The sequence below is a fragment of the Magnetococcales bacterium genome (genome assembly GCA_015232395.1).
Lineage (GTDB): Bacteria > Pseudomonadota > Magnetococcia > Magnetococcales > JADFZT01 > JADFZT01.
In genome coordinates this window covers 1-20,840 of sequence record JADFZT010000038.1, presented here as the reverse complement: position 1 = coordinate 20,840, position 20,840 = coordinate 1, and the positions used below count along the sequence as shown (strand labels likewise).

Here is a 20,840-nt window from a genome sequence, read left to right as displayed (position 1 = left end):
GTGGGTGTTTTTTTGAGGGAGCCTGGACATCGAGGGAGTGGGCGGGGGAGTGGGAGTGGGCCGCTCTACTTACAGCCACGGCATCATCGTTTTTGAGGGTCTGGTTAAATGGCGGCCAAAAGAGAGTTGGGCAAGCTGTATAAAAAGGGCGAAAAAATATTTCGTCAGGGGGATACAGCCAACTGCATGTATGTGATCCAAAAGGGGCGGGTGGAAATCTTTTTGGAGTCCGCTGAGACCAACCACACCTTTATCACCCTGAAAAAAGGGGATATTTTTGGTGAGGTTTCCCTTTTTGCCGGAAAAAATCGCTTTGCCACAGCCCGGGCCACCAAAGATGCCCGGATTTTGAAGCTGGACGAAAAGACCTTTGTCGCCAAGCTTCACCAGGATCCCTCCCTGGCCTTTGGCATCATCCGCAAGATGGCCCAGCGCATCTACGATCAAGACCACGAAATCATGCGGGGTCTCCACGATATGGGGGAACCCTGCCAATTTACCGGTTTTGCCAGCTATATCGACTTGGCCATGATGTTGGAGAGCGAAGTAAGCCGGGCGACCCAGCTCTATCAATCCCTGGCGTTTGCCATCATCGATGTGGACGACTACAAGGCCACCAAGGAAAAATATGGCGAGAGTGCTGGAGAGGGGATTCTTCAGGTATTGGGTGATATTCTTCGGGAGCATTTGCGTCGCAGCGACGTGATCGCCCGTTATGGGGATGATCGCTTTGGGGTGCTGCTTTATGAGGCCGATGGCACGGCTGCCTCCCGGGTGATGGAAAATGTCCGCCGCGCCTTTGCCGCCTACAGCCACGGGGAGGGAGAGGCTCGCTTTAAAGCCACTTTTGGTTGCGGTATTGCCATCTTTCCCGAGCATCTCAAAGCCTCCAAACTGGGGCAGGCTGCCTACAAGGCCCTCATACGCAGTAAGGAAGAGGGTAAAAACCGGGTCATTTTGGCCGACCCCGGCCTCAAAAATGCAGACGAACCGAAAGGTAAGGCCCGTGAGGATGACCACACCATCCAGCGGCGGCATCGTAAATTTTCCATATTCCGCAAGAAAAACGCCGGTGTTTGAGTTTTTCTCAAGCCGGCGGGCTTGGGCTCTCCGATTTTTTTTCCCCCCTTTTTGCTTCTTCCCTCCCGGCCAGCTCTTTTTTTTCAAACGGGTCGTTGTATCGGTCTCCATCTCTTTTAGTCATTCCATCTGGTTGATTTTTCTCCCCTTGTTTTGGATGAGGGAAGGCGCCCCATGAGGGGAAATGAGGGCTTATGAACGCTGCTTCCTGGCTCATTCCCACGATCCTGGTGTTGGCCTATCTATTGGAGTTGGTGGCCAATCTGCTCAATCTTTCGGCATTGAAACAGCCCCCGGCTCCGGAGATTGCCGATCTGGAGGATAAGGATCAGCGGCAACGAAGCTGCGCCTATACCCGAGCTAAAACCCAATTGGAGATCTGGCAGTCAACCCTCTCTCTCATCGCTGTTCTTCTCTTTTGGTTTGCCGGTGGGTTTAATCTTTTGGATCAACTGGTGCGGGGGTTTGGCTGGGGGCTGGTGGCGACGGGGACCGCCTATATCGGTGGGTTGATGTTGCTTATGCAGTTGCTGGGGCTGCCTTTTGATCTCTATGGGACTTTTGTCATTGAGGGGCGATTTGGATTCAATAAGACCACCCCCGCCACCTTTGTCGGGGATTGGCTCAAGGGGTGGCTGTTGGCTCTGGTTTTGGGGGGGCCGTTGCTGGCCGTCATACTGCTGTTTTTCGAAAAGAGCGGTCCGTGGGCTTGGCTTTATTGTTGGGGGGCCGCCGGGTTATTTATGGTTTTTGTGCAATATATCGCCCCGACCTGGCTGCTGCCCCTTTTTAATCGTTTTACCCCGCTGCCGGAGGGCGAGCTGCGTGAGGCGATCATCGCCTATGCCAAGAGGGTGCGTTTTCCCCTGAGCAATCTCTTCGAGGTGGATGGCTCCCGGCGTTCCGGCAAGGGGAACGCCTTTTTCGTCGGTTTTGGCAAGCAAAAACGCATCGCCCTGTTCGACACCTTGATCGCCAACCATGGCGTGGAGGAGCTGGTCGCCATTTTGGCCCATGAGGTGGGTCACTATAAAATGGGGCACATTCCCAAGGGCACGCTTCTTTCGATCCTCCATCTGGGGGGGATGTTTTATCTGATGTCCCTTTTTCTTTCGGAGTCTGGCTGGTTGATGGCCTTGGGCTTGGAGCAGCCATCGGTTTATGGGGGGTTGGTGTTTTTTTCCCTGCTCTTTACTCCGGTAGAGTTGATAGTGACTCCGGCGATGAAGTGGATGACGCGCAAATTTGAATATGAAGCGGACCGATTTGCCGCCCGGAGCTTGGATGATCCCTCCCAATTGGTCAAATCCTTGAAAAAATTGTCGGGAAGTCATCTTTCCAATCTGACTCCGCACCCTTTTTACGTTATCCTGCACTACTCTCATCCCCCCCTTGCCCAGCGGATTGCCGCTTTGCAGCGGGTGATTGCAGGTCGAGAACAGGACGCCACCAGATAGGGAAGGCGTCATTTTTGGCAAATGATGGTCCAAGGGATAATGAACCAACTGAGCAAACAAGCCCAAAGGATGCTGGAACGCGGTCCGGAAAATTTTGCAAATATTCTGAAAGTCCTCCTGGAAAATTCCATGGAGGGGGTCTTTTTGATGGATCGCAGAGGCAATATCCGTCAGGTCAACCAAGCCTTTTCCCGGCTGACAGGTTATGCCGCCCACGATCTCCGGGGTAAAAATATTCGGCGCTACGTGCCTGAGTCCGAAGGAATGGAGGCCGTCGATGAGATTGTCGAAACCCTGTGGCAGGACGGTTTTTGGCAGGGAAGTGTGGCGCTGCTGAATAAAAACGGGCTCGTGATCGAAGCTTTTCTGCGAGTCAATGCCGTGCTGCCTCCCGCTGGTCCGGTGCAGTTTTATCTGGGGCAGTTGACTGGAACCATTCGTAGCGAATCCGGTCTGCTTCAGTCGGAGGATTCTTCCCAGGATCCTCTGACGGGACTGCCCAACCGAATGCTTTTTGAAGATCGCCTGCAACAATCCATCTCCCAATCCCGACGCCATGGCAACTGTGTCGGGGTGCTGTTTTTGGATCTGGACCGTTTTTCCATGGTCAACGACACCCTGGGACGGCGGATGGGGGATCATGTGCTCAAAGAGGTCTCCCGGAGACTTTCCAAAACCCTGCGCACCAGTGACAGTGTGGCACGCATCGGCTCCGACGAATTTGCTTTGCTACTCTCCGATATCGACGATGCTGAGGGAGCGGTGCGCAATGCCGGGGTGGTGGCGCGCAAAATTTACGAATCCATGGGTATTCCGGTGGTGATGGATGACGAAGAGGTAGAGGTTTCCGCCGCCATGGGTATCACCCTCTTTCCCCAGGATGGGGATTCAGCCCGGGTGTTGATGAAAAATGCCGATACCGCTCTGGCCCATGCCCGGCGTAAGGGGCGCAACAGCTATCAATTTTTTTCTGCCGAAATGACCGAAACGGCCCGTCGCCGTTTTGCCCTGGAAAACAATCTCCGTCACGCTCTGGAGCGGGATGAGCTTCGGATCTATTACCAGCCCCAGGTGGATCTGGTGAATGGTCGGGTGATTGGAGCCGAAGCTTTGATTCGCTGGCAGCATCCGGGGCGGGGGATGATCTCTCCGGCCGACTTTATTCCGGTGGCTGAAGAGAGCGGCCTGATTGTGCCCATCGGCGAATGGGTGTTGCGTAGCGCCTGTCAGCAGTTGGCCAAATGGTTGGCCATGGATCTGCCCTCTTTGCGGATTGGGGTCAACCTTTCTGCGGTTCAGTTTCAGCGGCAGGATCTGGCCCAGGTCGTCTCCAAGGTTTTGGAGGAGACAGGCATTCCGCCGGAGTGCCTGGATCTGGAAATCACCGAGAGCGCCATTATGGAGGATGTGCAAAAGGCGGTCACCATGCTCAATCGGATCAGCGATTTGGGGGTCAAGCTCTCCATCGATGATTTCGGCACGGGCTACTCCTCCTTGAGCCAACTGCGTCAGTTTCCTTTCAAAACCCTCAAGATAGATCGCTCATTCGTGCGCTTCATCCAGGATAATCCCGGGGATGCAGCCATTGTTCGAGCCATTATCGCCATGGCCCATGGTCTGGGTCAAAACGTGATTGTGGAAGGTTTGGAGACCGAGGCCCAGCTGACGATTCTTCGGGATCTGGATTGTAACGAGATGCAAGGGTTCCTGTTTAGCGCCCCGGTGCCGGTGGATGAGTTGACCCGGATGCTGAAAGAGGGTAAACGGCTTTTTGAATAGGATGTTGTCGGTATGAATCCATCTTCAATGAGATCATGACCGCATCAAACGAAGGGTGTTGAACTTCCCATGAACCATCCCCAACCCGTAAGTCCCAAGAAGGGGACTGTTATGGCCGAAATGGGCCTGCCACCGAAATTTGCCTGCGATATTTCCAAAGAAGAGATCAATCGGCTGCCGGTCAGGCGATGGGAAGGGGCGGTGCATTTGGTGCAGTCATCGGAGCAGATGGCTGCGGTGGCGCCTGCCTTGTGGCGGGAAAAAGTCCTGGGATTTGATACCGAGACCAAACCGGTTTTTAAAAAAGGGGTCACCCATAAGCCTTCCCTCATACAGTTGGCCACCTCTGAGGCGGTCTATCTGTTTCAGCTGAACCGAATGAAGGATTACAGTCAGCTGATTCAGCTTTTCGAGTCCTCTGAAATACTCAAGGTAGGGGTGGGGTTGGATGGGGATACCCGGGATCTGCAAGATGTTTTTGCGTTTGAACACAGCGCTTTTGTGGATATCGGTGAGACGGCCCGGGAGCGGGGACTGAATAAAACCGGCCTGCGCAATATGGCTGCCCGCTTTTTCAGCATTCGCATCTCCAAAAGAGCCCAATGTTCCAACTGGGCACGTTGGGATCTCAAGGATTACCAGATCACCTATGCCGCAACCGATGCCTGGATCAGTCGGGAAATCTATCTCCTGATGCATAAGCTCGGATTTTTTAATGAAGCACCTGAAAACGCCGACGCCCAAAAGTCCCACCCTTCCTGATTTGTGTCTTGGAAGGCTGGTTTGTTTTCGGCTTTTTTTATCTCCCTGGCTCTGTCTATGACTGGGCTGATGGGATGATTGAAAAAAAAATGAGCCCGCTTGTGGAAGCTCGGTCAGCCTGATGAATAATGAGGCTGCAAGGGGCTGAAACAGGGTGGTTCTGAAAAGATGGCAGGTAGCCGTCAGCCACTCCCCCCGGGCCTTTTGTCAGGCCTACCATGGCAACCATCCGGAGTCGGTCCATGGCACCATTTTCCAGAAAAATCCTTTCTATAATCCAACCCCGTTTTTTTATCAGCCAGGTCGATATGCCTCGCGGATTCCGGTTTTTGGCCTTTGCTCTGCTCTGCCTGCTCCCTTTCCAAGCGGCTTGGGGAGAGTATGGCCAGGTGGCCAAATCGCCCATGCCCCGCATTGAAGGGGAGATGCATGCGGGTATTGTCTGGCGCATCGCCACCGATTATCGCGGGCGTTATCTGGCCTCGGTGGGGGGGGATAAAACCCTGCGGATTTGGTCTCTCAGGGATGGACGGCTGCTCAAGGTGTTGCGGGTGCCTATCGGTCAGGGGGCGGAGGGCAAGCTCTTTGCGGTGGCGGTCTCCCCGGATGGCGCAAAGGTGGCTGTGGGAGGGTTGACCGGTTGGGCGTGGGAACAAAAAATATCCATTTATCTGTTTGATTTTAAAAGCGGTGAGATCACCCGGCGCATTCCCAATCTGCCGGGGGTGGTGAGCCATCTGGCTTTTTCCAGGAGTGGCAACTATCTGGCAGCGGTGACAGCCAAGGAGAGTGAGCTTCGGGTTTATCGGGCAGCGGATGGGGCCTTGCTGGCTCGGGACAAGAGCTATGGGGATTATGTCAACTGGGTCGATTTTGATCCTTCGGGCCGCCTGGTGACCGCCAGTGAGGATGGTTTTCTACGCCTCTATGATGCGAGCTATCGCCTGAGTGCCAAAAAAGATTTGGGCAAGGGCAAGCCCTATTCAGCCCAGTTTTCTCCGGATGGTCGGCGGATTTTGGTGGGGTTTCGCAATTTGGCCCGAATAATGGTTTTTTCCGGTAAGGATTTGAAGGCCTTACAGGTGCCGGACACCACGGGGGTCACCCGAAACCTGCGGGCGGTGGCGTGGTCCCGGGATGGCCGTTCCATTTTGGCGGCGGGGAGCCACTGGTCCAAGGGAATGCGAGCGGTGCGGCGTTGGAGTGAGCGGGGGGTGGGGGCCTTCGTGGACTTTCCAGCTTCCAAGTCCACCATCACCCACATTTTGGCTCTGCCCAACGGTAGGGTGGCCTACGCTTCGGCTGATCCGGCGGTGGGGCTTCTTGATGCCCAAGGGTTTCCTGTTTTCCATAATGGCCGGGCGACGGCGGCTTTTCAGAGAATCGGTCAGCGTTTGCTGATCTCTCCTGATGCGACCCAGGTTCAGTTTGGCTATGACCCGGGGGGTGGGAGCCCGGCCCATTTTTCGGTACGCCATCTTCAGCTGCAACAGGGCAAGGGCGGGGGTGGGGGCGAGACAAAGGCCAGCGGGTTGTCTGGAAATCAGAAGAACCAAGCCAAGGGCCAGAAGGGCTGGCTGGCGCCTTTGACCCAACATCCGAAGGTTGAGATCAAGGGGCTGGATAAGGGCAAGGTGGTTCACGTCAATGGTCGGGAGTTGGAGTTGAAGCGCAACGAGGTGGTGCACTCTGTTGCCATCGCTCCCAATGGCCGCTTTTTTCTGCTGGGCAGCTCTTTTTACCTGCGTCTATATGCCCGCAATGGCCGGGAAATGTGGAAATATGCCGCCCCTGGCCCCACCTGGGGGGTCAACCTCAGCCAAGATGGCAAGCTGGCGGTAGCGGCTTTTGGGGATGGCACCATCCGTTGGTTTCGGATCGGTCATCAAAAGGAGCTGCTGGCTTTTTTCCCCCACTACGATAAAAAACGCTGGGTGGTTTGGACTCCCCAAAAATATTTCGCCGCCTCCCCCGGGGCTGAGGAGCTGATCGGCTGGCATGTCAATCGGGGCCGGGGGAGAGCCGCCTATTTTCACCCCTCCTCAAGCTTTGGCAAAACCTACAACCGCCCGGATGTGATTAAAAAACTTCTTCGTTGAAAAATATAGACATACCAAACCAAAATCAGACACATGACAAAATCACAACGTGATTTTGTCGGGATTCCAAAGGGTCTGGACCCTTTGGCGGGTTTGGGCAGAGCCCAAGGTTTTAGGCCGTTGACCTTGTCTTTTCCCCCCCGAGGAGTTTGAGGGCGGAGCCCTCAAGGTCTTGGCCTTGTCTTTGGCTCTTGGAGGATTCTGTCCGATTTTGGTTTGGATTGACTATAAACAGGGGAAGAGGGGAGAAATAACTCAGGGTTCGGGAGAGACAGCGATGGTGCGCATGATGAGTTTTTCCAGGGGGCCTTCCACTTCGATGGGGGAAGGGGGGGTGGCCAGCCATTCCGGCTCTACCATCAGCTGAAACCAGTAGTGGTCCTGATCATTTTTTTTCTTTTTGTCTGCCTCGCGTTTGCCCCCCTCACCCCGAATATGTAACCCACCGGCATCGATGGTGAGATCCTGGAAGGTGAGGTGATCGTTTTGAAATATCAGATCGGTCTCTAAACGATTCCAGAAAAAGCTTTTTTTCTTTGATGACAGAGAAGTGCCATCCAATATGGGGCTCAAAAAGACCGCTCCATCCAATCCTTCCGCTCGACCCGGCTCCAGCCTGAGGCTGGCCTGACCGGAAAAAGGTCGTGTTGGAATCAGCTCCCGGTCCAATGCCCCCATCACGCTGCCCTGACCAAAGAGCAGCCCCTCCAATTTAAAACGATCCTGGAAGGGGAAGAGTGCCAAGCGTTCCAGAGAGGTGCCCGAGAGAGCGACAAGGGCGTTGTAAACCGGGTCGCTTTCCAGTTGATCCACCACGATGGTTGCTTCCAGCAATCCGCCACCCATTTCAGCCTGGACCTGCCGCAGGTGCAGGCGATCCTTTTCCAGTCTGAAGGGGAGAGTGACCTGTTGCAGGGTGAGGGGACCAAAACGATGGCGTTTGGCTGTTAATTTTCCTGAAGCCAAGAGGGGCTGCCCCTGTCCTCCTTCGATGCGCACCGCCACCTGGGTCAAGCCCTCCACATCCCAGGGGATGGCGACGGGGAAATAGTCGGCCAAGAGCGCCAGATCCCATTTGCCGCTGGCGTCAAAATTGGCCACAGGCCAGAGCGGACCCGCCAATTCAAGACGGTTGTCAGGAACGCTGGGGCGGGTGAAGGCGGTTTCGTAAAGGGTGATGCTGCCATGGGAAATGCCGAATTTGGCTTGGGCTGAAAGGGGAATTCCGGCTTTCTTTTGGATCGGGGAGGGGCCGGTGGCTGAGACGGGCCAGGCGATGGCCGGGCGGGTCAAATCCAGGTTGGCATCCACTACCACACTCTGGGGCCACTCCCCCTTGATGTGGGCCATGCCGTCCGGGCTGTTGCCCGAAAGGGGAAAGCTGTAGGGCAGGGGAAAACGGTCAAAGCCCACCGAATCCAAGGTGACCAGGGTCAGATCGAGCTGCCGGGTCTGATCCCAACCCATCTGTCCCTTGACGTCCAGGAGGGGGGATCCATCCAGATAGACAAACAGCTCCTGGATCTCCAGGGTCGGCACCGCATCCTTCAACTTCAGGAGCGATTTTTGCCGCACCGCGATATCCAAGGGGATCGGTTCGTTGGAGTGCGCCTGATCGGGTGGGATTTCTGACGGCGTTAAAACCAAGCGGTCCAGCTCCAGCCAGGAGCTGGTTTGCAATCCCTCCGTCAGGGAGCCGTGAAACATCGTTGAAAAATAGCTCCGGGCCGCCCGGGGGTCCATGGGGATATTCGGGATGGTGTCGGAAAGATGGGAAAGCCCCAGGGATTTGGCCTCCAGGCTCAACATCACCGGCATTTCCTTGGGATCCAGTGATTTGGGCAGCGGGCCGACCTGGCCGTTGACCGTAAAGGGAACCGATTGAAAACGGGCCGAGGCGGTGAGGGGGGAGGCCCCGTGGGGAGAAAGATCGTGAACCCGCATGGTCAGGTGATCAAAAATGAGGGTCTGACCGTCGGGGTGCTCCCAGTCGATAATGGTCAGGATGCCGTCCCGGATGGTCACCCCACCCACAGCCAGATCGGTCAATCCCAAGCCAAGCTCCCGGTTCATCTTGAGATTGCTCAGTTCTGCTGTTTCCTGGGCCCGTTTGATGAGCTTGGTTCCCCCCCGTTTGACGATATTGATTTGGGGCGCCACCAGGGTGATGGAGGAGATTTTTAGTTTTTTGTGGAAAAAGGTGGTGGGGCTGATGCCGAGAAAAGCTTGATTTACCTGCAAAACCGGCGGTTCTGAAGGATCCAGGGCGTGGACTTCAAATTCAGTCAGCTCCAGAGTGGTAAGCCCCCCCGTCGGAGCCCACTGGACCGATTTTAGAGAGATCTTATGGCTGGTCACCGCCTCCAAAATCTGGATGATCCGCCCGCGATGTTCCGAGAGATCCACAGTTCTCGCGACATAGAGAAAACCACCAATCAGCGCTGCCAGCAACAAGCCGGCAGCCATCGTAGCCCTGGGGCGGGTAGCCATCAGCCAAGCTTCTGCCTGAGGATTGAATTCACCAAGCCGGGGTTGGCCTTGCCCCGGGTGGCCTTCATCACCTGGCCTACGAAAAAGCCGATGAGCTTGGTCTTGCCCCCCCGATATAGCTCCACCTCTTTGGCGTTGGCTGCCAGCACCTTTTCCACCTCCTCTTCAATGGCTGAGGAGTCGGTGACCTGTTTGAGCCCCTTTTCTGAGACGATGATTTCGGGATCCTTGCCGGTTTCGAACAGGGTGGCAAACACCTGTTTGGCGATCTTGCCGGAGATGGTGTTGTTTTGGATGAGATAGATGAGCTTGCCCAGATGCGCAGCTGGCACCGGAGATTGGGTGATCTCCAGGCCCTCTTTGTTCAGCACTCCCAATAGTTCCACCGTAACCCAGTTGGCGGCGGCCTTGGGGTCGGCCTGGCCTTTTTCCGCCACAGTCCTGGCCACAGCTTCAAAATAATCCGCCAGCTCCAGGCTGTTGGTGAGTACCTCGGCGTCATAGTCGGAGAGGGCATACTCCTCGATAAAGCGCTCTTTTTTGGTCTCTGGAAGCTCTGGCATCGAGCTGGCAATGGTCTCGATGCGCTCTTCGGTCAGGTGCAGGGGGGGCAGATCCGGTTCGGGAAAATAGCGATAGTCGTGAGCCTCTTCCTTGCCTCGCATGGGGCGGCTGAGGTTGGCGTTGGCGTCCCAGAGCCGGGTTTGCTGAACGATGTGGCCGCCGGATTCAATGACATCGATGTGGCGTTCGGCTTCATATTCGATAGCCCGCATGACGTTGCGGATGGAGTTCATGTTTTTAAGCTCACAGCGGGTGCCAAACTTTTCCGCCCCCTTCAGGCGGACGGAAACGTTGGCATCACAGCGGAAGGAGCCCTGCTCCATATTGCCGTCGCTCACCCCCAGATAACGGACGATGGCCCGAAGCTTTTTCAGATATTCCCCCGCCTCTGCCGAAGAGCGCATGTCCGGCTCGGAGACGATCTCCATGAGTGGCGTGCCGGTACGGTTGAGATCCACCCAGGAGCCGCCGACGATGCCTTCATGGAGGGATTTTCCCGCATCCACTTCCATATGGATGCGGGTGATGCCGATCCGTTTGGCGCCCCGGGATTCGGTGTGTAGATCCAGGTGGCCATGTTCGACGATGGGCAGCTCAAACTGGGTGATTTGATAGCCTGCGGGCAGATCCGGATAAAAATAGTTTTTCCGGGAAAATTCGCTCACCGGGCGCACTTGGCCGTGGATGGCGATGCCGGTCTTGATGGCCATCTGCACGGCTTCCTGGTTGAGCACCGGCAGCACTCCGGGAAAGCCCGAGCAGACCGGGCAGATCTGGGTGTTGGCCCCTTGGCCGAACTGGGTGGAGCAGCCGCAAAAAATTTTCGAACGGGTCTGCATTTGGACGTGGACTTCCAGTCCAATGACCATCTCATATCGGGAATCAATCATCGTCCAGGGACCATTTTTTGTTGGGAATCGTTCATCGTGCAACCACCTGTCAATGTTGAGGCGCGTTCATGGGATGCTTTTGGAAGCGTGCTCATGGGGCGCTCAGAGGGGTTGGACGTTTCAGGTGAAAATCGGTGGCTTTTTGGAAGGCGTGGGCCGCTGTCAGAAGCCCCCCTTCGTCCAAAACCTGGCCGATCAGCTGCACCCCGATGGGCAGACCTTGCCGATCCAGGCCGCAGGGGATGGAAAGTCCCGGCAATCCCGCCAGATTGACGTTGATGGTAAAAATATCCGACAGATACATCTGCACGGGATCCTGGGTTTTTTCCCCCAGCTTGAAAGCTGTTCCCGGGGTGGTGGGGGTGAGGATCCAGTCCACTTTTTTGAAGGCAGCGGTAAAATCCCCGGCGATCAGGCGGCGCACCCGTTGGGCTTTGCGGTAGTAGGCGTCATAGTAGCCCGATGAGAGCACATAGGTACCCAGCATGATGCGCCGTTTGACCTCCTCACCAAACCCTTCGGCCCGGGTTCGGAAATAGAGATCCCTGAGATCCTTGGGGTCGTCGCAGCGGTGGCCGTAGCGAACACCATCGTAGCGGGCCAGGTTGGAAGAGGCTTCCGCCGGGGCAATGATATAATAGGTGGGGATGGCGTGTTGGGTGTGGGGCAGCTCAATGGGGATGGTTTCAACCCCCAGCCCGCGAAACACCTCAATCGCCTCTTCCACGGCCTTGCGGACATCCGGCTCCAAGCCGTCACCGAAATATTCTGCGGGAATGCCCAGGCGTTTGCCCCGAATATCCCCTTCGATCAGACTGGCATAATCGGGCACCGGGGTGTCGATGGAGGTGGCGTCCAGGGGATCGTGACCGGCGATGGCCTGGAGGAGCAGGGCGGCGTCGGCGGCACTTTTGGTCATGGGGCCAGCTTGATCCAGGGAGGAGGCAAAGGCCACCATGCCAAACCGGGAGACCCGGCCATAGGTGGGCTTGAGTCCCGTAATGCCTGTTAAAGCCGCTGGTTGCCGGATGGATCCACCGGTATCGGTGCCGGTTGCGGCCACACAAAAATCGGCGGCCACCGCTGCGGCTGATCCCCCGGAAGAGCCCCCGGGAATGCGCTCCAGATCCCAGGGATTGTGGGTGGGGCCAAAGTAGGAACTCTCGGTGGAGGAGCCCATGGCGAACTCGTCCATGTTGGTTTTGCCCAAAATAACGCCACCGGCCTCCTTGATGCGTCGGGTCACCGTGGCATCGTAGGGGGGCTTGAATTCTGCCAGCATGCGGGAGGAGCAGGTGGTGGCCAGATCTTGAGTGATGAAAAGATCCTTGTGGGCGATGGGAATGCCGGTCAGGGGGGTGGCATCTCCCCTTTGCAATCGCTCATCGGCAGCCTTGGCCGCAGCCAGGGCCCCTTGGGTATCCACCGTGACATAGGCGTTGATTTGGGATTCCAGGCGGGCGATGCGCTCCAGATGGTTTTGGGTCAGCTCCAAAGCGGAAATTTCACGCTTTTGAAGAAGCTGGGCAGCCTGGGTCAGGGTCAAAGAGCTAAGTTCCACGGGGCGGTCTTCCGTATTGTTCCGTTATCTGTTGGCGGGTGAGGCTGTTACACTTGATCCCAGAGAGATCCCGAAGTGGTTCAGGAATTCAGCTGGAGTGGTTCAGGGATCCGGATAGGGCTGTTTTGGCTATTCGATGATTTTGGGTACCCGGAAATGGCCGCTGTCCGCTTCCGGTGCATTGGCGAGCATGGCCTCTCTCTGGTCCCCATTGACCACTTGATCGGCCCGTTCGGGAATGCGCATTTCCACAGCGTGGGACATGGGTGGCACCTTATCCGTGTCCAGGCTGTTGAGTTGCTCCATCAGCCCCAAAATATTCGAAAGCTGCCCGGTGTAGGTGGCCACTTCCTGCTCTGAAATATCCAGGCGGGCAAGGGTTGCGACTTTTTTGACGACATCCGGCTCAATGGCCATTTGGCGGGGTTTCCTCGAGGCAAAAATGGGATTGAAATTTAAACCCATAAGCGTAACATGGGGTGATCCAGGGCAGCAACCGATAGCCAGGGCTTGGCAGATCATATTTTCAGGGTTTTCCTCTCTTACGAAGCCCTCTCCTGGCAACTCTTCCGGTTTTGGGGGGTGAGACTGTTCTGTTCGGTAGGCCGTTCCCTGGGAGAACCATTTTTTTCCGATTTACGCGAGCAGACTTTCTATCTTACAGGGAGAACGGTCATGGTCAGAGGCTATATGATTTTCAGCGGTACCGGTCCCATTCTGGTGGTTACCCGACTCTCTGACGGTATGCAGTCCGAGGCGGCGAGGGATCGACTGGCCAACAAGGGCATCCGCAAATTTATCGCCTTTGAGGTGTCAGCCGAGGTGGTCCAGGCCCGCTATGGGGAGCGGTATGAGGGGGCTGTCAGCCGTTTGCAGGGGGAGGATGACATCCGCATGGTGGATCTGGCTGGTCATCACGTTTTTGCCAACTTTGATTTTACCGAAATGGGTGAACCGGTCTTCGTCGGTGGCAGGATGGATGATTGATTCGAGCCATAGAGGGGGGGCGGCTTTTATCGGGTTGCTGCAATCTGAGAATGATTTTGGCAGCTGTCTTGGATTTCCACCGATCTCTCTTGCCCCCCCTGGCTGAACTTTGCCAAAACATTCCTGTTGCCCTCAGTTGGGGTGTTGTGCCGTCACCACCGTGCGGATACCGCCACGTACGTTAAAATCTCCCACCACGGTCATGGAGCGGGGTGAGACCGCCCCCACCAGATCGTCCAGAATTCGATTGATCACCGCTTCATGAAACGCCCCCTCTTCCCGAAAATGCCATAGGTAGAGTTTGAGGGATTTCAACTCCACACAGAGCTGATCCGGAATGTAGGAGATGCGGATTTCAGCAAAATCCGGCTGCCCGGTTTTGGGGCAAAGGCAGGTAAATTCGGGACAGGTCATCTCTACCCGGTAGTCCCGCTCCGGGTGGGGGTTGGCAAAGGTTTCCAGCATGGTTGGGTCTGTTTTTGGCCGTCAGGGGTTGGTGAGAGTTTTCTGCGTGGGGGGAATTTAGGGTGATTATCCGATATTTGTCAATTCTGCGATTTGTTTGGGTGATTTTTTTTGGAGGAGGAATTGACTTACACCGATAATGGTGGATAATAAAAATTCTACCCATATTTTGGACGGGGTATGAAAGTTGCGTTATTGGACAGAGAAAAAAGTGGTCATCGGTATCAGTGGCGGGATAGCAGCCTATAAATCCCTCGACCTGATACGCCGATTCCGGGAAGAGGGGGGGCAGGTGTCGGTGGTGGCTACCGCCGGGGCGTTGCGTTTTATTACCCGACTCACCCTGGAAGCGCTGACGGATGGCCAGGTGTATGACGATCTTTTCCATCTCAACCCGGGATCCGGGATGGAACATATCCGCCTGCCCCAGGAAGCGGATCTGATTGTCCTGGCTCCGGCCACGGCAGATCTTTTGGCGCGGATGGCGGGGGGGCGCAGCGATGATCTGCTGACGGCGATGTTGCTGGCTCGGGAGGGCCCCATCCTGGCAGCACCCGCCATGAACCCGGTGATGTGGCACCATCCCGCTACCCGACGTAATATCCGGACCCTGACGGAAGATGGGGTCCATTTTGTCGGGCCGGAGCAGGGTACCCTGGCTTGTGGGGTGGAGGGGGAGGGGCGCTTGGCACCAGTGGAACAGATCCTGGCTGCTGCCCGGGGGGTGCTGACGCCGAAACTGTTGGCGGGCAAACGGATTTTGATTACAGCAGGGCCTACCCGGGAAGGGTGGGATCCGGTGCGCTATCTTTCCAATCACTCCAGTGGCCGGATGGGGTGGGGGGTGTGTCGGGCCGCTCTGGATGCCGGGGCTCGGGTGACCCTGGTCCATGGACCCGTTGAGCTTTCGCCGCCGTCAGGGGTAGAGGCCATACCGGTGATTTCAGCCAGAGAGATGCTGGGAGTGGTGGAAGAGGTTTGGCCCGGGTGTGATGGGGGGGTGTTGACCGCAGCCGTGGCTGATTTCAGGCCCGTGGAAATTCTGGAGGAAAAAATAAAAAAGGGCAAGAAAAGCAACGGAATAACCGTTGAGATGGTGCCCAACCCGGATATCCTGGCCACCCTGGTCAAACAGGAAGCCCATCGGCGGCAGGCAGAGCCTGGAACGCTTCGCAAACCCCTCATCGGTTTTGCGGCTGAAACAGGAAATTCCCTGGAGCGGGGACGGGAAAAGCTCGCGCGCAAGGGGTGTGATTTGCTGGTGGTTAACGATGTGCTGGAAGAAGGTAGCGGATTCAACACTGATACCAACCGAGTGACGCTGTTGCGTCCCAACGCCCCTGAGGAGCCCTGGCCTCTGCTCTCCAAGGATTTGGTGGGCACCCGGCTGATTCAGGCTCTGGCTGAGCTGTTTTGAAGCAGGCTTTGATTGTTTCGGTTAAGCTACACACAATTTTGGTTAAATAAATTTTACATGGTTTGTCAAAGTAGATCGGATTTTGAAAATGATCCGGATCGTGGCTTGAAACGAGGCTGGATTGTGGCTGGGGCAGGCGGGTCGGTTTGTTTGGTCTTCAAGCTGGACCGTTCAGGGGATGGGAGAGCGGGTTGGATGGAAAAAACGGTCGTCGTTCCTTTGGTAGTGCTGGCCCATGGTGTTGGGCTGCCTCTACCCCGTTATGTGACACCGGGGGCGGCAGGGATGGACCTGCCAGCGGCGGTGGCTGAGCCTGTGACTCTGATGCCGGGAAAACGGGCTTTGGTGCCTACCGGTCTCACCATGGCCCTGCCGACAGGCTACGAAGCCCAGGTGCGGCCCCGTTCCGGTTTGGCCCTGCGTCATGGGGTAACGGTTCTCAATGCGCCAGGCACGGTGGATTCGGATTATCGGGGGGAAGTGGGGGTGGTGCTGATCAATACCGGCGACGCCCCCTTTGAAATTACCCGGGGGGAGCGTATTGCCCAATTGATCATCGCTCCGGTTGTCCAGGCCCAGTGGCAGTTGACTGAGCAGCTACAAGAGAGTGAACGCAACACCGGGGGGTTTGGTCACACGGGTCGGTAAAGGTGGATCTGAGCAGATAAATCAAGGTCGGGAGGAGACTTTTTTTGCCGATTGAAGAACAAGGGCGAGGCTTTTTGAAGAACATGGGTGGGGCTTTGGGGGGCTGCCCGAAGAAATGCCGGGGGGAAGCTCTTGGTGCACGATTAAAAATAGAGAGACGATAACTAAAACAGGGTTGGGGAGGGGGTTGGCCCCACAAACTGTAAACGCTTGTCAGCTAAAGGGGATCTGTGGCGTGCTCAAGTTTTCGAAAAAATTATTGTATGCCATCGAGGCGGTGGTGGACATTGCCTACAATTCCGGTGGGGAGCCGGTACAATTTCGTGAGGTAACCAGTCGTCAGGGGGTGCCGCAGCGCTATCTGGAGCAGGTGATGCAACGCTTGGTCAAAGCGGGAATTCTCAAGGGAATTCGGGGGCCTAGAGGAGGCTATCTTTTGGGCCGGGAGCGTTCCAAAATCAGTGTCGGGGATATTGCCCGGGTGGTCATGGAGGTGGGGGAAGAGGGAGAATCGGGGCTGCCGGACGACATGGCCACAGGCCCCATCGGCAAACGGGTCATCCGCCCCCTGTGGGCGGAGTTTCAATCCCAGATTTTGGTGATGATGGATGGGGTGAGTGTCGAGGAGTTGACCACCCGGGCCTTTCGCAGCGGGGTGCCCAGCGAGGTCTACAACCGTATCACCTACTCCATTTGAAGCGGGTTTGACGATCATCCCGGCGGCTGAAAATGGATGTTCTTTTGATCGGAGCCGGAGGTTTGGGGAGTGCAGCTGCCCTGGCTCTTGCCGCAGCGGGTGTGGAGCGTTTGGGGCTGGCCGATGCCGATACGGTGGCTCTCTCCAACCTTCAGCGCCAGGTGCTCTACCAAAAAGCCGATATCGGTCTATCCAAGGTAGCCCAAAGTCAGCATCACCTCAGCCAGCGGCAACCGGGGCTCACCATCCGCACCCATCCCATACGTCTGGAGGGGGTGGCCGGTATTTCAGAGGTGGCTGAAGGGTATCGGGTCATCATCGATGGCTCAGATAATTTTGCCACCCGTTTTGCCGCCAACGACGCCGCCCTGGCTCTCAACCGCCCTTTGGTCCATGGGGCGGTGGTGCGATTTCAGGGGCAGGTGATGAGTGTGGTGCCAGGATCTTCACCCTGTCTGCGTTGCCTGTTTGGAGCTCCCCCACCGGTCGCCGGGGGCAGCTGTGTGGATGAGGGGGTTTTGGGCCCCATGGCTGGTGAACTGGGTTGGCTGATGGCGATGGAAGCAGTCAAACTCCTGAGGGGTGAAGGAAAACCGCTCCTGGGTCGCTTGTTGACCATCGATGGTTTGCGGGGCATACGTCGGGAGGTACCCTTTCGTAAGCATCCCCGTTGCCCGGCTTGCAGCTGACAACGTAAGAGAAGGGGATTGAACAGGCCCCAGAGTGATGATCAGACAAAAGTCGTCGGCAGATCAAATCGGTGTGCAGGAAAAAAATTGAACAGGTGTTGAATGTTGTTGTCGTAAAAAAGGGGGGTTTGCGGGAATCCTGTTGGGGGAAATCCGTAACCCATGGGGGCGATTGCTCGGAGACGGCTTTGGCTGCAGTTTCCGAAAAAAAGCCGGTTCAGATGGGTGGTGGAGGGCCTTGGGTCGATCTGACGGCCTGGCCCCGGGACCGGCGTGCATGAGGATGACAATTGGGAGGAATTCAGGACATGGGGCGCATTCTCAAAGACATCACCGAAGCTATCGGGGGAACTCCCCTGGTTCGGTTGAATCGCATGGCAACACACCTGGATGCGGAACTTTTGGCCAAGCTGGAATTTATGAATCCTCTGGCTTCGATCAAAGACCGCATTGGGCTTGCCATGATCGAAGCCGCTGAAAAAGCGGGACAGGTGGATCGGGATACCGTCATCATTGAACCCACCTCGGGCAATACCGGCATTGCACTGGCCTTTGTTTGTGCTGCTCGGGGCTATCGGTTGATTTTGACCATGCCGGAATCCATGAGTGAAGAGCGGCGTAAAATGTTTCAGATATTGGGGGCTGAACTGGTCCTGACGCCGGCCATGGAGGGGATGCGAGGTTCCATCAATAAGGCCTACGAACTCCTGGAGAAGGAAAAAAAGGGCTTCATTCCCAATCAGTTTGACAATCCAGCCAACCCTCTGGCCCATGCCCAAACCACCGCTGAAGAGATCTGGCAGGACACCGATGGCCAGGCGGATGTTTTGGTGGCCGGGGTGGGCACAGGCGGCTCCCTGACCGGGATTGCCCAGGTATTGAAAGAGCGCATTCCCGGTTTTCAGGTGGTGGCGGTGGAGCCGGAAAACTCTCCCGTGCTTTCCGGTGGTATGCCAGGCCCCCATCGTATTCAAGGAATCGGTGCGGGATTTGTTCCCGAGGTGTTTGATCGGGGTCTGGTGGATCTGGTGGTGCCGGTGGGGGATGAGCGGGCCATGGAGACGGCTCGTCGTTGTGCCCGGGAAGAGGGGATTCCCTGCGGTATTTCATCCGGTGCCGTGGTTGCGGCCTCTCTGGAGTTGGCTGAGCAACCGGCTTACCGGGGTAAACGGTTTGTTATGATCCTACCCAGCTTTGCTGAACGCTATCTTTCCACAGAGCTTTTCGATTTTCCGACCTCAGCCTGATTTTATGGACCTCTTTTTGATCACTCCGTGGGTCAACTCCGGGGTGGGAGAGAGTGTGTGCCCGGTTTGTGGGTCAATCAAAGGGGAAGCAAGGGCGCATGCGCGACCAATCCATCGATATCACCAATCTGACCTGCCCGATGACCTTTGTGCGGGTCAAGCTTCAGCTGGAACAGATGGGGCCTGGAGAGAGCCTGAAAATCCGCCTCAATGGGGGCGAGCCCCTGGAAAATGTCCCCCGCTCCCTCAAGGATCAAGGATTCGAAGTGAGCGGTCCCTGGCCCGATGGGGAGGCTTTCCAGCTTTTGGCCCGGGTTCCGGCAGGGGGGGAGTGACAATTATTGTCAGCCGCTGCCCTGATTGGTCACATGACAGGGAGGAGGGGCTGTAATACGCCGTTACAGTTCCATTGGAATGAGGGGGAAGACTTTTTTTGGTTTATTGTATCTTGTTGAAAACACTGCGCTAATACCCTTATTTGAAAAACATGTTTTGACTTGGTACGGGTAATGCTTAATAGTTACCCAACAGCGGTACTGAAGCAGCAAAGATCAAACGAGATCAAACAGTACCGGTGAAGTAGACGTTAAAGACAGGCAGGAGCTCCAGCGATTTAGGTTTATGCCACTATCGAATGGGCTCAAAACGCTCCACTAACGGAGCACCATTTCATCATTTGGAGGGGTATCATCATGGAACAGCAACGTAAAGACGAAAGCGGCTTCACTCTGATTGAACTCATGATCGTGATCGCCATCATCGGTATCCTGGCTGCCGTTGCCATCCCGGCCTACCAGGACTATGTGGTCCGCGCCAAAGTCGGTGAGGGCATGAATCTTTCCGCCGGTGCCAAGGCTGCCGTGTCGGAAACCTTCATCAGCTCCGGTGCGTTTCCCACCACCAACAGCACCGCCGGTATCGCGGATTCCACCTCGATCTCCGGTCAAGACGTGGGTACCGTCGCAGTGGGCGCTGCTGGTGTGATCACGGTGACCTTCAGCTCCACCGACAGCAACATCGGTTCGGCTACCATCACCCTGACCCCCACCAACGAAGGCGGCTCCATCTCCTGGTCTTGCGCCAGCTCCCTGGACAACCGCTATCTGCCTAACAACTGCCGCAGCTAATGCCCAGTTGATCTGAACCTCGGACCCCATGTGGCAACACATGGGGTCCGTTGCATTTTAAGCCGGTATTTTCGTGTTTTTATTCAGGTTAAGTCCGTATTTTTTTGATTTCATTCAGGAATTTTTTGTCGCGCAATTCTTTGTATAAGTGTTTTTTTTGTCCAGCTGGATAAACCGGGGGGTGGCCATGAAAGAACGCGGATTTACTCTGATTGAGCTGATGATTGTGATCGCCATCATCGGCATTTTGGCCGCTGTGGGGATTCCGGCCTATCAGGATTATGTGGTGCGTACCAAAGTGGGGGGTGGCATCGTGTTGGCTTCCTATCCCAAAAACAGCGTTGCCGAATATCACCAATTCCAGGGCCGCTTTCCTGATAGTATCAGCGAAACGGGACTCCCTGCCTCCACCTCCATCACCGGCATCTATGTCGCCTCCATCGATGTGGGTACCAGTGGCACGATTACCATCAACTATACCGGCTCTCCTCGTTTGACCGGGCAAACTGTCACTCTGACCCCCCAAAGCGACGATGGCAGCGTTACCTGGACCTGCTCCGGTTCTCTGTCAGACCGCTATCTGCCAGCCAGTTGCCGCTGATCCCCGGCTGTTTCACGGTTGGTTGCGTTTGAAGGCACGTCCCACTCCCCAGCCAGTTGGTTTGCGAAGGCGGCAGCGGGCTCTCCATCCCTGTTTTTGTTTCGGTCTATTCGGTTTCTATTCCCCTGTTGGGCCTTTCCGGCAATCAGCGTTGTAACCAGGGGATCTGCCAAATCTTTTGGCTTGGTGGCTTCCCCCTTGAACCTAAATCCGGCAGTTGGGCGTACGTACATGCCCCAGCCTCTTGATCCACCAGGCAAATCGGGAGAAAGTCTTGTGA

General features: G+C 56.0%; 19 protein-coding genes. 14 read left to right on the top strand and 5 right to left on the bottom strand.

The features are described from left to right. Nucleotides 1-108 precede the first annotated feature (108 nt). The 5 genes from HQL52_11640 to HQL52_11620 all read left to right on the top strand — a co-directional run bounded on the left by HQL52_11640 (nucleotide 109) and on the right by HQL52_11620 (nucleotide 7,177). A complete protein-coding gene (locus HQL52_11640) occupies nucleotides 109-1,080 on the top strand; it encodes a GGDEF domain-containing protein (protein ID MBF0370097.1) in 972 nt (323 codons plus the stop codon). A gap of 194 nt (nucleotides 1,081-1,274) precedes the next feature. Next, nucleotides 1,275-2,537 carry a M48 family metallopeptidase gene (locus tag HQL52_11635; GenBank protein ID MBF0370096.1) on the top strand — a complete coding sequence of 421 codons (1,263 nt, stop codon included), beginning with the start codon at nucleotides 1,275-1,277 and terminating at the stop codon, nucleotides 2,535-2,537. A 69-nt stretch (nucleotides 2,538-2,606) separates the two neighbouring features. Continuing rightward, nucleotides 2,607-4,316, top strand: coding sequence for an EAL domain-containing protein (locus HQL52_11630; protein MBF0370095.1), 1,710 nt, complete (start codon nucleotides 2,607-2,609; stop codon nucleotides 4,314-4,316). A 120-nt stretch (nucleotides 4,317-4,436) separates the two neighbouring features. Next, nucleotides 4,437-5,078 (top strand): 3'-5' exonuclease domain-containing protein 2, encoded by a 642-nt coding sequence (locus HQL52_11625; GenBank protein MBF0370094.1) that lies wholly within the window; start codon nucleotides 4,437-4,439, stop codon nucleotides 5,076-5,078. A gap of 308 nt (nucleotides 5,079-5,386) precedes the next feature. Beyond that, nucleotides 5,387-7,177 carry a WD40 repeat domain-containing protein gene (locus HQL52_11620; protein MBF0370093.1) on the top strand — a complete coding sequence of 597 codons (1,791 nt, stop codon included), beginning with the start codon at nucleotides 5,387-5,389 and terminating at the stop codon, nucleotides 7,175-7,177. A gap of 255 nt (nucleotides 7,178-7,432) precedes the next feature. Here the strand turns inward: HQL52_11620 and HQL52_11615 are convergent, their stop codons facing one another. From HQL52_11615 to gatC, 4 genes are all read right to left on the bottom strand, one after another. After that, nucleotides 7,433-9,667, bottom strand: coding sequence for a hypothetical protein (locus HQL52_11615; protein ID MBF0370092.1), 2,235 nt, complete (start codon nucleotides 9,665-9,667; stop codon nucleotides 7,433-7,435). Then, entirely contained in the window at nucleotides 9,667-11,121 is a 1,455-nt protein-coding gene (gene gatB / locus HQL52_11610) for an Asp-tRNA(Asn)/Glu-tRNA(Gln) amidotransferase subunit GatB (GenBank protein MBF0370091.1), read from the bottom strand. Before gatB ends, HQL52_11615 begins: the two co-directional genes overlap by 1 nt. Nucleotides 11,122-11,212: 91 nt before the next feature. Beyond that, entirely contained in the window at nucleotides 11,213-12,682 is a 1,470-nt protein-coding gene (gatA, locus tag HQL52_11605) for an Asp-tRNA(Asn)/Glu-tRNA(Gln) amidotransferase subunit GatA (protein ID MBF0370090.1), read from the bottom strand. Between the two features lie 129 nt (nucleotides 12,683-12,811). Next, on the bottom strand, nucleotides 12,812-13,099 hold the full coding sequence (gatC, locus tag HQL52_11600; protein ID MBF0370089.1) for an Asp-tRNA(Asn)/Glu-tRNA(Gln) amidotransferase subunit GatC: 288 nt from the start codon (nucleotides 13,097-13,099) through the stop codon (nucleotides 12,812-12,814). Nucleotides 13,100-13,357: 258 nt separating this feature from the next. Here gatC and HQL52_11595 point away from each other — a divergent pair, with 258 nt between their 5' ends. Beyond that, nucleotides 13,358-13,669, top strand: a complete 312-nt coding sequence (locus HQL52_11595) for a hypothetical protein (protein ID MBF0370088.1) — start codon at nucleotides 13,358-13,360, stop codon at nucleotides 13,667-13,669. A 132-nt stretch (nucleotides 13,670-13,801) separates the two neighbouring features. On the opposite strand, the gene queF is transcribed toward HQL52_11595, so the two are convergent. Continuing rightward, complete coding sequence (gene queF / locus HQL52_11590) at nucleotides 13,802-14,134, bottom strand: NADPH-dependent 7-cyano-7-deazaguanine reductase QueF (protein MBF0370087.1); 333 nt, start codon at nucleotides 14,132-14,134, stop codon at nucleotides 13,802-13,804. A gap of 187 nt (nucleotides 14,135-14,321) precedes the next feature. Between queF and coaBC the strand changes: the two genes are divergently transcribed. The 8 genes from coaBC to HQL52_11550 all read left to right on the top strand — a co-directional run bounded on the left by coaBC (nucleotide 14,322) and on the right by HQL52_11550 (nucleotide 20,560). Next, nucleotides 14,322-15,551: a bifunctional phosphopantothenoylcysteine decarboxylase/phosphopantothenate--cysteine ligase CoaBC gene (gene coaBC, locus HQL52_11585; protein ID MBF0370086.1), complete on the top strand. Its 1,230-nt coding sequence runs from the start codon at nucleotides 14,322-14,324 to the stop codon at nucleotides 15,549-15,551. Between the two features lie 195 nt (nucleotides 15,552-15,746). Continuing rightward, nucleotides 15,747-16,199, top strand: a complete 453-nt coding sequence (dut, locus tag HQL52_11580) for a dUTP diphosphatase (GenBank protein ID MBF0370085.1) — start codon at nucleotides 15,747-15,749, stop codon at nucleotides 16,197-16,199. A gap of 235 nt (nucleotides 16,200-16,434) precedes the next feature. Beyond that, nucleotides 16,435-16,896, top strand: a complete 462-nt coding sequence (locus HQL52_11575) for an Rrf2 family transcriptional regulator (GenBank protein ID MBF0370084.1) — start codon at nucleotides 16,435-16,437, stop codon at nucleotides 16,894-16,896. Between the two features lie 44 nt (nucleotides 16,897-16,940). Then, nucleotides 16,941-17,585 (top strand): HesA/MoeB/ThiF family protein, encoded by a 645-nt coding sequence (locus HQL52_11570; protein MBF0370083.1) that lies wholly within the window; start codon nucleotides 16,941-16,943, stop codon nucleotides 17,583-17,585. 308 nt (nucleotides 17,586-17,893) lie between these two features. Further along, nucleotides 17,894-18,832, top strand: coding sequence for a cysteine synthase A (gene cysK / locus HQL52_11565; GenBank protein ID MBF0370082.1), 939 nt, complete (start codon nucleotides 17,894-17,896; stop codon nucleotides 18,830-18,832). Nucleotides 18,833-18,930: 98 nt separating this feature from the next. Next, nucleotides 18,931-19,167 carry a sulfurtransferase TusA family protein gene (locus tag HQL52_11560; GenBank protein MBF0370081.1) on the top strand — a complete coding sequence of 79 codons (237 nt, stop codon included), beginning with the start codon at nucleotides 18,931-18,933 and terminating at the stop codon, nucleotides 19,165-19,167. Between the two features lie 357 nt (nucleotides 19,168-19,524). Then, complete coding sequence (locus HQL52_11555; protein ID MBF0370080.1) at nucleotides 19,525-19,959, top strand: pilin; 435 nt, start codon at nucleotides 19,525-19,527, stop codon at nucleotides 19,957-19,959. Nucleotides 19,960-20,146: 187 nt separating this feature from the next. After that, nucleotides 20,147-20,560 (top strand): pilin, encoded by a 414-nt coding sequence (locus HQL52_11550; protein MBF0370079.1) that lies wholly within the window; start codon nucleotides 20,147-20,149, stop codon nucleotides 20,558-20,560. Nucleotides 20,561-20,840 lie beyond the last annotated feature (280 nt).

Coding starts and splice junctions, on each gene's coding strand:
- HQL52_11615 (MBF0370092.1), bottom strand. CDS start 9,667: ATGGCTACCCGCCCCAGGGCTACGATGGCTGCCGGCTTGTTGCTGGCA.
- HQL52_11620 (MBF0370093.1), top strand. CDS start 5,387: ATGCCTCGCGGATTCCGGTTTTTGGCCTTTGCTCTGCTCTGCCTGCTC.
- HQL52_11630 (MBF0370095.1), top strand. CDS start 2,607: ATGCTGGAACGCGGTCCGGAAAATTTTGCAAATATTCTGAAAGTCCTC.
- dut (MBF0370085.1), top strand. CDS start 15,747: ATGGAAAAAACGGTCGTCGTTCCTTTGGTAGTGCTGGCCCATGGTGTT.
- HQL52_11550 (MBF0370079.1), top strand. CDS start 20,147: ATGAAAGAACGCGGATTTACTCTGATTGAGCTGATGATTGTGATCGCC.
- HQL52_11560 (MBF0370081.1), top strand. CDS start 18,931: ATGCGCGACCAATCCATCGATATCACCAATCTGACCTGCCCGATGACC.
- queF (MBF0370087.1), bottom strand. CDS start 14,134: ATGCTGGAAACCTTTGCCAACCCCCACCCGGAGCGGGACTACCGGGTA.
- cysK (MBF0370082.1), top strand. CDS start 17,894: ATGGGGCGCATTCTCAAAGACATCACCGAAGCTATCGGGGGAACTCCC.
- HQL52_11555 (MBF0370080.1), top strand. CDS start 19,525: ATGGAACAGCAACGTAAAGACGAAAGCGGCTTCACTCTGATTGAACTC.
- HQL52_11640 (MBF0370097.1), top strand. CDS start 109: ATGGCGGCCAAAAGAGAGTTGGGCAAGCTGTATAAAAAGGGCGAAAAA.
- HQL52_11595 (MBF0370088.1), top strand. CDS start 13,358: ATGGTCAGAGGCTATATGATTTTCAGCGGTACCGGTCCCATTCTGGTG.
- gatB (MBF0370091.1), bottom strand. CDS start 11,121: ATGATTGATTCCCGATATGAGATGGTCATTGGACTGGAAGTCCACGTC.
- gatC (MBF0370089.1), bottom strand. CDS start 13,099: ATGGCCATTGAGCCGGATGTCGTCAAAAAAGTCGCAACCCTTGCCCGC.
- HQL52_11625 (MBF0370094.1), top strand. CDS start 4,437: ATGGGCCTGCCACCGAAATTTGCCTGCGATATTTCCAAAGAAGAGATC.
- HQL52_11635 (MBF0370096.1), top strand. CDS start 1,275: ATGAACGCTGCTTCCTGGCTCATTCCCACGATCCTGGTGTTGGCCTAT.